Genomic DNA, 14,883 nt, shown 5'->3' with positions numbered 1-14,883 from the left:
TCATGCAAAAAAAAACAGGCCGATAGTCCGGCCTGTTCCTTATTTCACCGCCAGCTCCCGTTCGAAATGGCCCGAACGGACAACTTTTGTAGACAAATATTTCTCATTATGAACCGAAGCCTCTCCCCATAACGGGACCCGGGACACAATATTCATACCCGCTTCGCGCAAGGCTTCCACTTTGCGTGGATTGTTTGTAATAATCGATACAGGCGCCTGACGGAGCAGCTTCAAGACATGAATCGCTTCGCAGTAATCCCGTGCATCCTCTGCAAAACCAAGCTCAAGATTCGCATCGACGGTATCGAGCCCTTCCTCTTGCAGCAGATAGGCCATCGCTTTGCTGAACAAGCCGATTCCGCGGCCCTCATGGTTCGCCAGATAGAACAATGCCCCTGCACCGTTTGCCATAATCATCCGCATGGATTGTTTAAGCTGGAAGCCGCAGTCACAACGCTGGCTGCCGAAGATATCGCCGGTATGGCAGATGCTGTGCATCCGGATAAGTACTTCTTCCTCTTGCTCAAAGTCTCCGTAGACAAGAACGCTGGATTGCTGGAAATCTGCGTAATGAACGCTGTTCAGCTCTGTGATCAGCTCTTCAACGGATTCGCTCTTCTGAATATCGCGGCGCAGCCAGCTGTACCATTGGAATGTAACGGTCTCTCCGTCCAGGTCGACCGGGAGCTTAATTGGACCCACGACATGGATCGAATGATCGCCGTTGTCGATCGTTTTAATTTTATTTTTTAATATCGATAAGATATGTTGATTAGACATGTTTACCGCACCTTCTTTTTAGCTGAATAATAAACCACATATAATTGACCAAATCCTTGCAGTAGATACCAGTATATTGAGAATTAAGCAATCGCGCAACAGGCGGCTGGTCCATCCGCCAATAGCCTAACCGGGCTGGTATGGAAAAATTTATTACATCTTCGTTACTAATAGTAACTAATTATAAATTCATAATTAAGTGACGTCAAGTTACAAGCCCTACAAAAGTTTGCTTGTAATCATTTGATATTGTGACTATAATGAAGTGGAAATCAACCCGAGGTGATCGTTTATGGAGCAATCTGACCTTTGTCCGCGCGTGCAGAAAGGGATGGATCTCATTGGAAAACGTTGGATCGGCCTGATTATTTATCAGCTGTTAGCAGGGCCGCAGCGTTTCTGCGCTGTTCAAGCCGCGCTTCCGATAAGCGGCAGGCTGTTATCCGAACGCTTCAAGGATTTGGAGTATGAAGGGATCGTCACTCGAGTGGTCTATCCTGAAATTCCTGTTCGCATCGAATATTCCTTAACCGAGAAGGGGCGAGCACTGGAGCCTGTAGTGAGAGAAATTCAGAAGTGGTCGCAAGAATGGATCCCCATGGAGCAGGCGGCAGTCCTTTCTGAATAATACAATACCTTTATAAAAGCTTGTCTTTTCCGTCAGGGAAAAGGCGGGCTTTTTTATTTGGCTGTTTTCAGCTTACCGCCTTCATTATAGAACAAATGTTCGCAACTTTCAATTCATCAATAAAAATTTAACATATAGTCTTTTCATTCTATATCAATCGCGGATTTATAGATTAATAGATTCATTAGACTAGTACGTCCCGATAACAAGGCACATATAAATATACTATCAATATCTACTAGGGATAGTTGTGGTAGAGAATAAGGAGGAAAGGAGGCTGGAAACCGCAAAAGCATCCAGTCTGAAATGAGGTGATTACAAATGGTAAATTCCGCTGCGGTCACAATCACGCTACTTTCATTTGCCTTTACTTTGCTGCTTATCCTCTGGAGGCCAAGAGGCCTTAACGAGGCGGTACCCGCGACCATTGGCGCAGTGCTGGTCATACTAAGCGGAGCAGTATCCTTTCAGGATCTTGCACAGATTGGCACTACGGTAAGCGGAGCGGCAATAACGATTATGGCAACTATCGTTATGGCGATTGTCCTGGAGAGCTTTGGCTTTTTTATTTGGGCAGCCGAAGGACTAGCTGTACGGGCGCGTGGCTCGGGGATCCGTTTGTTCTGGTATGTCAATCTCCTATGTTTTTTGATGACTCTCTTCTTTAATAATGACGGGAGCATCCTCATTACAACGCCTATACTGTTAATCATGCTCCAGCATCTTGGCCTCAAGAACCGCCAGAAAATCCCTTATCTGTTATCCGGGGCGTTAGTTGCCACCGCTTCAAGCGCGCCGATAGGCGTCAGCAATATCGTCAATCTGATCGCTTTGAAGATCGTTCATATGGACTTGTACATGCATACCCTAATGATGTTTGTACCTGCAACCCTAGGTCTCTTGTTCCTGGTCACCTTGATGTTCTTTTACTTTTACCGCCAGCTGCCGAAGAAAATCCCGATGACCGTTACCATTCCCCGCCTTCCCATTACGAGCCATCCCCTGCGACATTCTTCCGATGAACGCTATAACCGGAAATACAGCAACAGCTTTATGCGCAATATTTTATTATTTGTGTTTGCCGTACGCATCAGCTTATTTGCCGGTTCCTATCTTCATATTCCAATTGAGTGGATTGCCGTTACCGGATCGCTAATCCTGCTGGCATGGCGCTGGATTCACTTGAAAATGCCGCCGAAGGATGTACTCAAGAAGATCCCTTGGCATATTCTGATCTTCGCTTTTGGCATGTATGTCATCATATACGGCTTGAATAATATCGGATTAACCAATCTGCTTGTTCATGTATTTGAGCCGCTTGTCTCCGGGAATTTGATGAATGCCAGCTTATTAATGGGCACTCTGATCTCGCTTCTGTCAACGCTCTTTAATAACCACCCTGCCCTCATGGTAGGAACCTTGACTCTTACCCATATGGAGCTGGACCCGTTGACGCTGAAAATTGCCTACCTGGCGAGCGTTATCGGCAGTGATATCGGATCCCTTCTGCTTCCGATCGGCACTTTGGCTTCACTCATATGGCTTCATATTCTAAAGCAGTACAAAGTGAAGATTAGCTGGAAGGACTATGTGAAAGTAACGTTTCTCGTTATACCGCCAACCGTTATTTTTACATTGGTATGTTTGGCTTATTGGGTTTCTTGGCTGTACCCTTCCCATTAAGCCCCGGGTATTCGCATCCTCTGTTTTTACAATGACCAGATGCCATATTTAATGTTGTTTGGATTTCAGGATGCGAGTACCTCCCTTGGCGGGGAGTGCCATTCCGTCGCAATAGGTAACCCGTTACGGCTTCTCGGCTGGCTGCAAGGGCAGCAGTCTGGCATCCTTCGCAAACCATAACCGATAGCTGATCAAGCTAAGCACCATTGCGGTCATTGCCGCCGAGGAAGCTAGCACAAACATAATCAGAATCTGGTAGCGGACCGCTTCAACCGGATCTGCTCCCGCAACAATCATCCCGGTCATCATGCCGGGCAGCTGTACCAAGCCAACCGTCTTCATGCCGTCAATCGTCGGAATCATGCTGGCCCTGACGGAGCGCCGCAAGGAGCTGTGGATCGCCTGCTTTTCCGTTGCACCAAGGGCGAGCAGCATCTCCATCTCTCCCCTTGCCGTCTCCATCTCTCTTTTCATGTGATTTAAGAGCAAGCCGCATACGATCATCGAGCTTCCGACAATAATCCCGCTGACCGGAATGATATATTGCGGTGTTGGCGAAATGATCCGGAAACCAAGCAGAATCGCCATCGTTACCCCTTCCGTGCAGGCAAGCGCTATCGCAATCCGGCTGCGTATCCCGCGAACATGCTTAGCCTTGGCCCCGGCATTCCATGCAGCAACCAGAATCATACATAGAATAATAATAACGATAAACGCCGGATGGCTTGTCTCAAACACAAAATGAAGGACATATCCGATAAACAGAAGCTGGACGGCGGAGCGGAAGGTGCCAATCAGGATTTCCTTTTCCAATCCAAGCTTCTGCTTCATGGAAATAAATGCGGCAACCGCAACAAAGCATACCGTGCAGATCAGGGCCATATTGCTCATTGTTTTTCCACCCTTTCCTCCTGCAGACCGGCAATGAACTGTCTGGCCTGTTCGGTAGCCGGATTGCTGAAGAAGCCCTCTGTCTCCGCCTTCTCAAGCAGACACCCTTCAGCCATAAACCATACCTGATTGCAGATAGCGCGAGCCTGTTCCAAATCATGGGTTATCCAAACATAAGCTTTGTTTGCTCCGTTGGCAGTTCCGGAAACCCATTCGAGGAGCAGCTTTTCGACGGATTGCTTGCTTCCCGGATCAAGCGAAGAGGTGATCTCATCCAGAAGCAGCAGCTGGGAATCGAGCATCAGGGAGCGAACAAGAGCAAGCCGCTGCTGCTCGCCTCCGGACAGGTCTGCGGCTTGTTTGTTCCAATCCGTCTGCCCAAGCCCCACAGCTTCCATATACCGGCGTGCCAGCTCTTCTTGGAAGGGTAGGTTATGAAGCTCGCTGACTGTACGGAGGTTAAACCCGACGCTGCCGCTTCGCATTACCGGCTTCTGCGCTACATAAGTGACCTTCTTGCGCCAGCTTTGCGGATTAGATGCCGAGCTTGATTGACCGTCCAGCTGCAGTATGCCCCCGTCAAACGGCTCAAGCAGCGAAAGAATGCGAAGCAAAGTGCTTTTCCCTTGGCCGGAGCCTCCGATCAGGGCAATCCGGTCATTCGGACCGATCTCTGCCGTAATCCCCCGAAATAACCATTGATTCTGACTATCAAATTTAGATTTCGAAATATCATTTAACTTTAACTGCAAAGCAGACTCTCCTCCAATTCTAAATTAGAAGAAGAAAAGGATAACGCCCACAATAAAGCCGCATACCGCGCCGTTTACGCGGATCCACTGCAAATCCTTGCCGATCTTCTGCTCCAGCATATGAACCAATGCCTGATCGTCCATTTGGTTGACATTGTCGCGGACCAGCATGCCGATCCGGTAATGATTCTTCTCGATCCAGCTTACCATGTATCCAAGAACAGCCTGCTCCCAGCGGTTGATAAGCTCCTCCTTGCTCTTCGCCTGCTCAATTAAGAAGCGATATCCTCTCACAAGCGAGCGGCCGCCGTTTGAGCATTCCTGCTCCAGCTTGTCGAGCAGAAGCTGCCTGAGCTCTTCCAGACGAAGATGAATAAACCGCTCTACCCCAACGCTTTCGGCGCCGGACTCTATTCCGGCTTTCAGCCGTGCCATCAGTTCTTCGTTCGCAGACAAGCCCAGCGCATGCTTCTTCAGTTCTTCAAGCAGCTTCTGCCTGTTCGGATTGCCCGGCGTGCCAAGCTCCTTGATGCTGGAGAGCAGCATGCCCTGAATGATTGGCCCAAGCTTCTCCGGGCTCATAAAGCCAACAAAAGCCTGTACGGCAAAGCCCATAAAACCGCCGACCTGCAGCTCCTCCATCTTGCTGTGGGCGAGTCTACCGAAGAACTGCTCGGTCTCCCGCTTCTTCACCCATTCCTTGCCTTGCAGCAGCACGAAATCCAATGCCTTCTCATCCCAGCCGTCATAGGCCAATTTGTCCGTAAGCTTATCTACGACCGGAACGATATCCTGTTTGCGGATATAATCGACGGCAACCTCCTGGAGCTTGATGCTCAGCTTCTCGAGCGGGATCTGCTCAAGCGCGGATTGGGCGAACCGAAGCAGGCTTACCCGTAATTTTCTTCTGCTGATAAGTCCGGTTATCGCCGACGCTATTCCTTTGAACAGCTTCAGCTCCTTCAGCTTTTTGCTGATGCTTTCCTTGTTCAGAAGCTCGTTTTCCATCGCCGAAATAAGGGAATTGACGATCTTATCCCTGTTCTTCAGCAGCAGAGAGGTGTGCGGGATCGGAATGCCAAACGGATGACGGAACAAAGCCGTTACCGCAAACCAGTCGGCGATCCCTCCGACAAGCCCTGCTTCAAAGCCGCTCTCAAGGAGCCGTATCCACCAATTATCCGGCAGCCACCATTTGGTTACGATGAAGCCAATAAACATAATGGCCAGTGACAAACTCGCAATATATCTCGATTTCATGAAGCTGTAGTCCTCCTGTACCGTTTGCTTTATACTAATTATACCAGATAATATTGAGAACTTAGAATTCGGCTTAAGTCCGATGCTTCCATGAAAGGTGATATAGGCTTGAAGAAATCGCTGCTAACGAAAATCAGTCCGCCCCAAATCCTGACCGCAGGCTTTATTGTCATTATTCTGATCGGCTCCATTCTGCTGTCCTTGCCTTATGCCGCGGAAGACGGCAGCCATACTCCCTTTATCGACGCCTTCTTCACGGCCACAACAGCGGCTTGCGTAACCGGGCTGGTTGTCGTGGACACCGGAACGCATTACTCGTCATTCGGTGAGGTTGTCATCTTGATGCTGATGCAGGTTGGCGGCCTGGGCTTTATGGCGATGGCGACTTTATTCGCGCTTGCCTTCCGCAAGCGCATATCGCTCCGGGAGAGGTTATGGCTGCAGGAATCCATGAGTCATACTTCGCTTGAAGGGATCGTTCGTTTTATCCGCCGCGTGCTGATCTACGCGTTTACGATCGAATTTGCCGGTGCCTTGCTGCTGGCGATACGCTGGTCAGCCATTATGCCGTTTGATAAAGCTTTGTATTACGGCGTCTTTCATAGTGTTTCGATGTTCACCAATGCCGGCATCGATATTATGGGACCCATTCATGGCCCTTTTAACAGCTTTACCAATCATGTGGATGATCCGGTCATTAATACGGTATTGATGATGTTGATTTTTCTTGGCGGCATCGGCTTTATCGTGCTTGCCGAGGTCATTGATTATCCCAAAATCCGCAAGCTGTCGCTCCACTCCAAGGTGGTGCTGTACACCTCCGGATTTCTGTTCATTGGGGGAGCGGTTCTCCTCTTCATCTTCGAGTTCACCAATACGCTGGAGCCGCTGAGCTTTGCCGGCAAGCTGTACAGCTCCCTGTTTCAGTCGATCTCGCCACGGTCGGGAGGAGCCAATACGCTCAATATTGCGGACATGCGGAATGCCAGCCAGTTCCTGCTTATTATTCTGATGTTTATCGGAGCATCCCCGGGATCTGCCGGAGGCGGCATTAAGGTCACCACGTTTGCCATTCTGATAGGAGCGGTTATCGCCATGATCCGGGGGAAAGACGATGTTGTCTTCTTCAAGCGCCGGTTGGCAAAGGACCGCGTTCATAAAGCCTTGACGATTACGGCTGTATCCGTTGCCACCATCGTTTTGTTTACGATGATTTTATCGGCTACGGAAACGACGGATTTCTTAACCGTTATGTTTGAAGTCACCTCCGCCTTCGGAACAACGGGCTTATCGATGGGACTCACTCCACACTTGACCGATATCGGCAAAATCTTGATTATTATCGTAATGTTTATCGGACGTATGGGCCCTCTTACCCTTGCTTATACATTAGTACCCAATCAGTCGAGAGAGCTTTACCGTCATCCGGAAGGTAAAATTACAATCGGTTAATTCAGCGCCAGCGGCCAATCTGCTTATGCAGGTTGGCTTTTTTTATGCGCTTATGCCGGAAAAATATTCTTTTTGCAAAGGGCTGGTTTGGATATTGAATTATTATTCACTATACTGTATATTAATTCACATCATGTAAGAGATGGAGGTTCGATCATTCATGCAATCGTTAAACAAAACAACCGACAGCTTGCTCGCGTCCGCCAAGCAATCGCTGCTATATACGGCTAATCGTCCTGATGTTGTGATGACCCGCGGGGAAGGCATGTATTTGTGGGATACCGAGGGCAAGTCCTATCTGGACTACATCGGTGGCTGGGCGGTAACCAGTCTGGGGCATTCTCCTGCCGTCCTGCAAGAGGCATTGGCTTATCAGAGCAGTCAGCTGGTGCATGCAAGCCCGGGTTTCTTTAACAGGCCCATGATTGAATTTGCGGACCTTCTGACGGAGATTTCCGGGTTTGATAAAGTATTTTTCGCAAGCAGCGGCGCCGAAGCGAACGAAAGCGCGATAAAGCTTGCCCGCAAGCACGGCTCTCTCCATTTGAACGGTGCCTACGAGATAATTACAATGACGAACAGCTTCCACGGAAGAACGCTTGCTACGATGTCCGCAACCGGGAAGCCGGCGTTTGAGCCCTTGTTCGAGCCTAAAGTTCCCGGCTTCAAGCATGTGCCGATTAATGATTTCGACGCCTGCTTCGCGGCGATCAGCGACCGTACCTGTGCGATTATGCTGGAGCTTGTGCAAGGGGAGGGCGGCGTCCATTCGGTGGAGGCTCCTTATTTGCAAGCCTTGCGCAAAGCCTGCGATGTATACAATATTATGTTGATTTTCGACGAGGTGCAGACCGGTCTGGGGAGAACGGGCAAGCTGTTTGCCTATGAGCATTACGGCGTGAAGCCTGATGTCATGACCTTGGCCAAAGGAATCGGCAGCGGCTTCCCGCTCTCGGCTATGCTGACCACCGAGCAGTATGACCTGTTTGAGCCTGGCGACCAGGGAGGCACCTATAGCGCCGCGCCAATCAGCATGGCGGCCGGTCATGCGGTTGTGAGCGAGATCCTCCAGCAAGGGCTCGCGGAGAATGCTGCCAAGCAAGGCGCGCTGATCCAGGAGAAGCTGACGGCGCTGTCCGAGGATTACGCGGTCAGCCAGATCCGCGGCAAAGGGCTTCTTCTAGCCTTTGACATTCCGGAAGGAACTGCCCCGGTGCTTGCCGCCGAATGTATGAAGGAAGGACTTCTTGTGAACGCGCCTAACGCGCGCACAATCCGCTTAATGCCGCCGCTTATCGTAACGGCTGAAGAGGTGGAGAAGATGATACAGATTATGACCGGGGTGCTTGAAGCCTGCGGTTTACACAATGAGGCCGTTTATTCCTGAAACAGGCGGGGTAATGCGCTACTCCTCAATCGCAAAGAACTTCCTTAACTCGTCAGGAACCTCGCGGCTTTTGCGGGTTGAACGATCCATCGTAACGCTTGTTACAAACGCATCCGCCCGCACTTCGCCGCGCTCGTCCTTGATTTCCTGCTTCAAAACATAGCTGGAACGACCCATCTTCTCGGGCTGACAGGTGACCGTTAATTTGTCACCTTGTCTGCATTCTTTTCTATAATTCACGTTAATGTTCACGGTAACCGTTTGTATATCCATGCTCTCGAACGCTTCATAGGGGAGTTCGCATAGCTCGTACCATTCCTCGCGTCCCCATTCGAAATACTCCAGATATTTTGCGTTGTTGACATGCCCGTTGATATCTATCTCGGTTGATCTTACAATAATTGGAAGGGATGATTTCATTTCATTGATTCTCCTTAAATAGATTCCTGTCCTTCACTATAAAAATAACACATGCGCCAAAGCCCCACTACTTTTCCGGGCAGTTAATTGTATATCATTTCCTAAAATCAATTAAGTAACAGGACTCCAATGCACGGCTTAACCTTGCAAAAGCATAAAAAAGACCCCGCCTGGCGGCGGGATCAGTCCATCTCCTGCGATCCTTCTCTTTTCATTCAAATCCATATAGAAACTATGTTCCGATGACTTGCCGCCAAGCCTGCTCGATATCCTCGATTAATGTCTGCGGATCCTCCAAACCGATGAACAAACGGGCTACCGAAGGGTTGGTCCCCGTCAAATTGCGGTTCGCCGGCGTTTGGCCGACCGTCACCAGACTCTCGAAGCCGCCCCAGCTGACACCGATTCGGAAGTAACGCAAGGCATCCGCCCATTTCTTCAGTGATTCCACAGGCAGCTGCGTCTCGAAGGAAAATAGACTGCTGAACCCGTCCAATTGCTTGCGTGCAAGCGCGTGCTGCGGATGCGAAGGCAAGCCGGGATGATTCACCCGGTTCACGAGCGGATGTTTCTCCAAATATTCCGCGATAATCAAGCCGTTCCGCTGATGTCTCTCCATCCGTAAAGGCAGCGTTCGCAGCCCGCGTATCATAAGGGAGGCCGTGTGCGGAGTCATGACGCCGCCAAACAGCATGTACCCTTTGTTTTCTATTTCGTTAATCAGGTCCGCGCGCCCTGCCACGACGCCTCCCAAGCAATCGCTATGACCCGAGAAATACTTGGACATCGAGTGAAGCACAAGATCAATGCCTGAGGTCAGCGGACGCTGGAAGCATGGCGTCGCCCAGCTGTTATCAATCATTGTGAGAATGTTCGACCGTTTGGCAAGCGCAGCGACCCCCTCCAGATCCTGCAGCTGGAACAATCCCGATGTCGGGCTCTCCAGATAGATCAGACGCGTGTTTGGCAGCATGGCGTCTTCGAAGTCGGATAGCAGACTTCCGTCGACATAGGTGACTTCGACCCGGTACCGTTCGGACAATTCGTCCAGGAACTGTCTCGTCGGACCGTAGGCTTGATTGACGCAGATCACATGGTCGCCAGATCGCAATAGCGCGTGCAGGGAGCCGGCGATGGCTGCCATCCCCGACGCGAAGCAGCGCGCCCGCTCCGCCGCTTCCAGATCGGCGATTTTACCCTCCAAATATTGAACCGTCGGATTATTGCCCCGGGAATAGACGGTGGCCGCCAATACGTCCTGCATGGCTTGTTCGAAAGACTCATAGTTTTCGAACGCGAACAGGCTGTTTTGATAAATCGGGATGTTGACGGCGCCGTGATGCTTCGTATCCACTCCGTCATGTGACACTTTGGTATGCAGTCCTTCATCCATTTGTTTTCTCTCCATAGGTATACATCCCTTTGTTTGTATCATTGCTAGGTTTGTTTCCTTCCGTTATTGTGCAATCCGGCGTTAACCCTTCTCGGCACCCTGCGTCAGCCCTTCCACGATATAGCGCTGCGCGAACGCGAACAGAACAACCGTCGGAATAACCGACAATACGGTGCCGGCGGACATGGAGCCCCAATCCACGTCGAATTTCATGACAAAGGAATTCATAGCCACGGGCAGCGTCTTCAGGCTTTCGTCGTCAATAAACATAACCGCCATAAACAGCTCGTTCCAATTTTGCACGAATGCAAAAATAAAAGTCGATGCGATCCCCGGCAGCATGACCGGAATAATGACCCGGATCAACGCCGTCAAACGGGAGCAGCCATCGATCATCGCCGCTTCCTCCAGACTGCTCGGAATGCGCTGGAAGAAACCTCGCAGCATGATCGTAGAGAAAGGAATAAGCATGACCGTATAAGTAAGAACCAGGGACAGCCGGTTGTTGATCAGATCCATGTCGGACATGAGCAGATACAGCGGCGCGAGCGAAATAAAACCGGGAAGCATTTGCGTCGAGAAAAATGCCATCATGATCTGCTTATGCCCGCGGAATTGAAACCGCGCCATTACATATCCGCTTAACGTCGCAATGCAGATCACGATAACAGCAGCAATTACCGATATGAGCAGACTGTTTCCGATATAGACATGGAACTTTGATACTTTAAAAATGTTGGCGTAATTTTCGAATGTAAACCTCTCCGGCCAATACCGGATCGGCAACGAAAAAATCTCTTTCTTCGGCTTTAGCGAAGTGATCACGATCCAATACAACGGAAAAACCATGATCAGGAAATAACCGGCTAGATACAGCATCTTCAGACCAGTCAGCACGCGCAGCTTCATCTAGAAGTCACCTGCCTTTTCGGACCTGGTCGCGAATAAATAAAACACGGTATACAGCATAAGAATGATGATCATGATAACGCCAATCGCCGCTGCCATCCCGTAATCCCCGCCATAGATAATCTTCTCCAGCATGAGCGAGGAGAGAATGTGGGTCGTTCCGGCAGGCCCGCCATTCGTAAGACCATAGATAATGGACGGATCGTTGAATATCCATATAGCGCGAAGCAATGTCGTGGCAATAACCGTCGGCAGAATATAAGGAAACGTAACGTTAAAAAACTTGCGCAGCCCGCCGGCTCCATCCATTTCCGCCGCTTCGTACAAATCCGCGGGTACCGATTGCAGCGCGGCCAGCAGCATGATGGCAAAAAAAGCGATCCCGTACCAAACGTTCGCAATGATAACCGACGTCATGGCCCATTTCGGATCGGAAAGGAAGCCGATACGCGTATCGATGAAGCCCACCCGCATGAGCAGATCGTTGATGACGCCAATCTGCGAGTTGAACATCCATTTCCAGATGAGGCCAATCAGGAAGCCGGACAAAGCCCATGAATAGAAAACGAAGCCTTGATAGACGCCTCTTCCTCTGAAGTTCTTGCGCAGCAGAAGCGCAAGCGACAATCCAACCAGGAACTGCAAGACAAGGGAGAAAAACACCCAATACGCGCTGTTCTCGAGCGCCGAAAGAAACTTCGCGTCCCGAAACGCGGTTTCGAAATTTTGAAGTCCGATGAACTGAACGTTCGTCAGGTCAAACAGCACATAATTTTGAAACGCCATCACTACCCCTTGCAAGAAAGGATAGAACGTGAACACCAGCAGCAATGCCAATGCCGGGAGTAGACTGAGTAATATGTACGTTCGTTGCTTGCTCACACCAAACACCTTCCCCGCTCGTAAAATGCGGCGGGCGGATCGTATGCCGCCCACCGCTTATGCCGATCAGTTGTTCAATTGTGCTTTCGCTTTCACCCAGTATTCGTCCCATTTCTTCAGCGTGTCTTCCACGCTTGTCTGGCCTAGCAGCATACTCTGTCCGGATTCCATGGCAACCGTACCCCATTGTCCGTTGGCAGGATATTGGAAAGGCGGTTTGAAGTTAATGAACGTTTCCGGCTGATCCGTCATATCCAGCAGTGTCTTGTATGGACCGCTTTGGAAGAAAGCGTCCTCCGTGGCGGAAGAATGAATAGGCACGGTGCCATGGCTCTTCGACAGCTTCGTGTTCTCTTCCGGCGAGGACAGGAAGCTGATCAGCTTCCAGGCTGCTTCTTTGTTTTTGGAGTAAGAAGTAATGCCCCAGCCCGCTCCGCCGGCTGAAATCAGCGCCTTGCCCTGCGGACCCTTCGGCATCGGGGCGGTTGCCCATGTGCCTTCTTCCATGCTGTCGGTTAAAGTCTGTATAACATCCGGATCCTGCAGAAGGAATGCCGTTACCCCGGACGTAAACGCCTGCACTTGTTCCTGGAAGCCCCAGTTAATGGAGTCCGGCGGAGAACCTTCCTTATACAGCTTCACGTACTGCTCAACCGCTTCCTTCGCTTCGGGAGACGAATAGATGGTGCCGCCGTCCTTCAGGAACATCGCGTCATCGATATTGATTTTCTCCGAGTCGTACGCCTGAATCATCGTATCCGGAACCGCGTTTGCGCCGGAGCCTCCGCGGAACGAGAAGCCGAAGCGGTTCTTGGAAGGATCGGTCAGCTTCACGGAAGCATCAATTAACTCCTGGTATGTAGCCGGAACCGTGATGCCCGCTTCCTTCAGCCAATCCGCGCGATAAAACAGCTGCCGCTGATAAAGCCCGTTCGCGATAAAATACAGCTTGTCGCCAACGGAAGCGACGGACTGGGCAACGGAGGTGACGGTACCGAAGTCATCCCAGCTTTTCGTATACTCGTTCAGCGGTTCCACGTAGCCATTGTTCACGAATTCCGCCACGTTGAGATCGCGAACCTCAAGCACATCGAGCTCTTGCTTAGCGTTTAGCATCGTTCTGATTTTGTTGTCTGCCTGATCAAACGGCGGTGAAATCAATTCAACCTTAATGTTTGGGTTCTGATCCATAAATGCCTTGATGCCTTCTTGAATAATTGCGGTGCGGTTAGGGCTCGTCAAGCTTTCAATCATGCGAAGCGTGACTACCTTGCCGTCTCCACCGTCTCCATTCTTGGATCCGGACGAGCTGCAGGCCGTCACTGTCAAGCTGAGTGCCAAACCAATCATAGATACGGATAACAGCGATTTCTTCCAAGACTTTTGATGCATTGGAATCCCCCTCATATTTGAGTATCATACTGTATACCTGTCTGATAGGTTTAATATAAGTGAGGTATTTACGAATTGTCAATATCTAAATTTTCAGTCAATAATCCCGTATCGTTTCTTCGATAATATCCATCATTTTGTTAAATTCGCTGAGCGCATGCTTCCAATCATGACTTTCAATACCGTCGAATAAGGTGCGGTGAAACGGATACGTATTATCGAACAGCTCTTTCACCCCAAACGGACCCGAAAAGAACCTTTTGACCAGCTCCGATATGGAATCATACACGCTGTGAAGCAGCGGATTGGCTGCGGCGTCGTAAATATGCTGGTGGAACTCGTAATCGATCGCGGACGTATCCAGGCCTTTCTGTTTTCGCTCGTCGTACTCCGCCAAGCAGGCCTTCATCTCCTCGATTTTGCCGTCCGTTATCCGCCTTGCGGCAAGCTCCACGGCCTTGCCCTCCAGCGCTCTCCGGACATCCAGAATATCCAGCAGGAACGATTTTTCGTTGTCGATTTTCACTTTCCCGCTGTATCGGTAAGAACCCGAATCGCTTACATAGATTCCCTTGCCGTTAATGACCTTGACGATTTCAATCGCTTCCAAATATCGCAGCGCTTCGCGCAAAGAAGAACGGCCGACCCCAAACATGTTAACGAGCTCGTCAACGGACGGAAGCTTGTCCCCTTCCTCCAGCTCCTTCTCCGCGATATATTTGATAATTTCTTCGGATACGAGTTCATGCGTATGCTGCTTCTTAATTTTACGGTCCATCTTTCAACCATCCTTTATACCTGTCAGATAGGTGAATCTTATTTAAATATTTTAAGAATGTCAACTGGAGGCGCGCTGCATTCGGCTGAGACGAAGCATAAGCGAGAATGTTTTTAAAATTAGATTTTGGCAAAATACAAATTTAACCGTTTTTGACCTTGCGGGATGCCGCCTTTGTATGCGTTAATATAGATGTCGGGCCGACGAAATGAACGGAAAGGAGGCTGAACGAAATGATTCAGATCCAGGAGGTGGCATTCGCGTAAGCGAATGTCC

At 50.0% G+C, this 14,883-nt stretch carries 14 protein-coding genes; 4 read left to right on the top strand and 10 right to left on the bottom strand.

What is annotated here, in order from left to right; all coding sequences use genetic code 11:
- Positions 1-39: 39 nt before the first annotated feature.
- Positions 40-780, bottom strand: coding sequence for a GTP cyclohydrolase II (locus tag M3194_RS16475; RefSeq protein ID WP_251655159.1), 741 nt, complete (start codon positions 778-780; stop codon positions 40-42).
- A 292-nt stretch (positions 781-1,072) separates the two neighbouring features.
- Between M3194_RS16475 and M3194_RS16470 the strand changes: the two genes are divergently transcribed.
- Both M3194_RS16470 and M3194_RS16465 read left to right on the top strand, forming a co-directional pair.
- Positions 1,073-1,408 (top strand): winged helix-turn-helix transcriptional regulator, encoded by a 336-nt coding sequence (locus M3194_RS16470; RefSeq protein WP_251655158.1) that lies wholly within the window; start codon positions 1,073-1,075, stop codon positions 1,406-1,408.
- Between the two features lie 321 nt (positions 1,409-1,729).
- Complete coding sequence (locus M3194_RS16465) at positions 1,730-3,091, top strand: arsenic transporter (protein WP_251655157.1); 1,362 nt, start codon at positions 1,730-1,732, stop codon at positions 3,089-3,091.
- Between the two features lie 123 nt (positions 3,092-3,214).
- On the opposite strand, the gene M3194_RS16460 is transcribed toward M3194_RS16465, so the two are convergent.
- From M3194_RS16460 to M3194_RS16450, 3 genes are read right to left on the bottom strand one after another with little or no spacing between them, the layout of a single operon-like run.
- Positions 3,215-3,982 (bottom strand): ABC transporter permease, encoded by a 768-nt coding sequence (locus tag M3194_RS16460; protein WP_251655156.1) that lies wholly within the window; start codon positions 3,980-3,982, stop codon positions 3,215-3,217.
- Complete coding sequence (locus M3194_RS16455) at positions 3,979-4,734, bottom strand: ABC transporter ATP-binding protein (RefSeq protein WP_251655155.1); 756 nt, start codon at positions 4,732-4,734, stop codon at positions 3,979-3,981. The genes M3194_RS16460 and M3194_RS16455 overlap by 4 nt, the downstream gene beginning before the upstream one ends.
- 24 nt (positions 4,735-4,758) lie before the next feature.
- The gene (locus M3194_RS16450) at positions 4,759-5,994 is read right to left on the bottom strand and encodes a DUF445 domain-containing protein (protein ID WP_251655153.1); all 1,236 of its coding nucleotides are present in this window, start codon (positions 5,992-5,994) and stop codon (positions 4,759-4,761) included.
- Positions 5,995-6,084: 90 nt separating this feature from the next.
- Between M3194_RS16450 and M3194_RS16445 the strand changes: the two genes are divergently transcribed.
- Both M3194_RS16445 and M3194_RS16440 read left to right on the top strand, forming a co-directional pair.
- Positions 6,085-7,446, top strand: coding sequence for a TrkH family potassium uptake protein (locus tag M3194_RS16445; RefSeq protein ID WP_251655152.1), 1,362 nt, complete (start codon positions 6,085-6,087; stop codon positions 7,444-7,446).
- A 160-nt stretch (positions 7,447-7,606) separates the two neighbouring features.
- Positions 7,607-8,833 carry an aspartate aminotransferase family protein gene (locus tag M3194_RS16440; RefSeq protein ID WP_251655151.1) on the top strand — a complete coding sequence of 409 codons (1,227 nt, stop codon included), beginning with the start codon at positions 7,607-7,609 and terminating at the stop codon, positions 8,831-8,833.
- An 18-nt stretch (positions 8,834-8,851) separates the two neighbouring features.
- Here the strand turns inward: M3194_RS16440 and M3194_RS16435 are convergent, their stop codons facing one another.
- From M3194_RS16435 to M3194_RS16410, 6 genes are all read right to left on the bottom strand, one after another.
- A complete protein-coding gene (locus M3194_RS16435; RefSeq protein WP_251655150.1) occupies positions 8,852-9,253 on the bottom strand; it encodes an acyl-CoA thioesterase in 402 nt (133 codons plus the stop codon).
- Positions 9,254-9,485: 232 nt separating this feature from the next.
- Positions 9,486-10,661, bottom strand: coding sequence for a trans-sulfuration enzyme family protein (locus M3194_RS16430; RefSeq protein WP_251655149.1), 1,176 nt, complete (start codon positions 10,659-10,661; stop codon positions 9,486-9,488).
- A gap of 66 nt (positions 10,662-10,727) precedes the next feature.
- Positions 10,728-11,555 carry a carbohydrate ABC transporter permease gene (locus M3194_RS16425; protein ID WP_251655148.1) on the bottom strand — a complete coding sequence of 276 codons (828 nt, stop codon included), beginning with the start codon at positions 11,553-11,555 and terminating at the stop codon, positions 10,728-10,730.
- Entirely contained in the window at positions 11,556-12,437 is an 882-nt protein-coding gene (locus M3194_RS16420; protein WP_251655147.1) for a carbohydrate ABC transporter permease, read from the bottom strand. It abuts the gene before it with no gap.
- Between the two features lie 66 nt (positions 12,438-12,503).
- The gene (locus M3194_RS16415) at positions 12,504-13,829 is read right to left on the bottom strand and encodes an ABC transporter substrate-binding protein (protein ID WP_251655146.1); all 1,326 of its coding nucleotides are present in this window, start codon (positions 13,827-13,829) and stop codon (positions 12,504-12,506) included.
- A gap of 97 nt (positions 13,830-13,926) precedes the next feature.
- The gene (locus tag M3194_RS16410; protein ID WP_251655145.1) at positions 13,927-14,607 is read right to left on the bottom strand and encodes a FadR/GntR family transcriptional regulator; all 681 of its coding nucleotides are present in this window, start codon (positions 14,605-14,607) and stop codon (positions 13,927-13,929) included.
- Positions 14,608-14,883 lie beyond the last annotated feature (276 nt).

The organism is Paenibacillus glycanilyticus, assembly GCF_023715145.1.
In the GTDB taxonomy this organism is placed as follows: Bacteria; Bacillota; Bacilli; order Paenibacillales; family Paenibacillaceae; genus Pristimantibacillus; species Pristimantibacillus glycanilyticus_A.
Note: the sequence above shows the minus strand (reverse complement) of the source record. Positions and strands in the feature narration are given on the sequence as shown.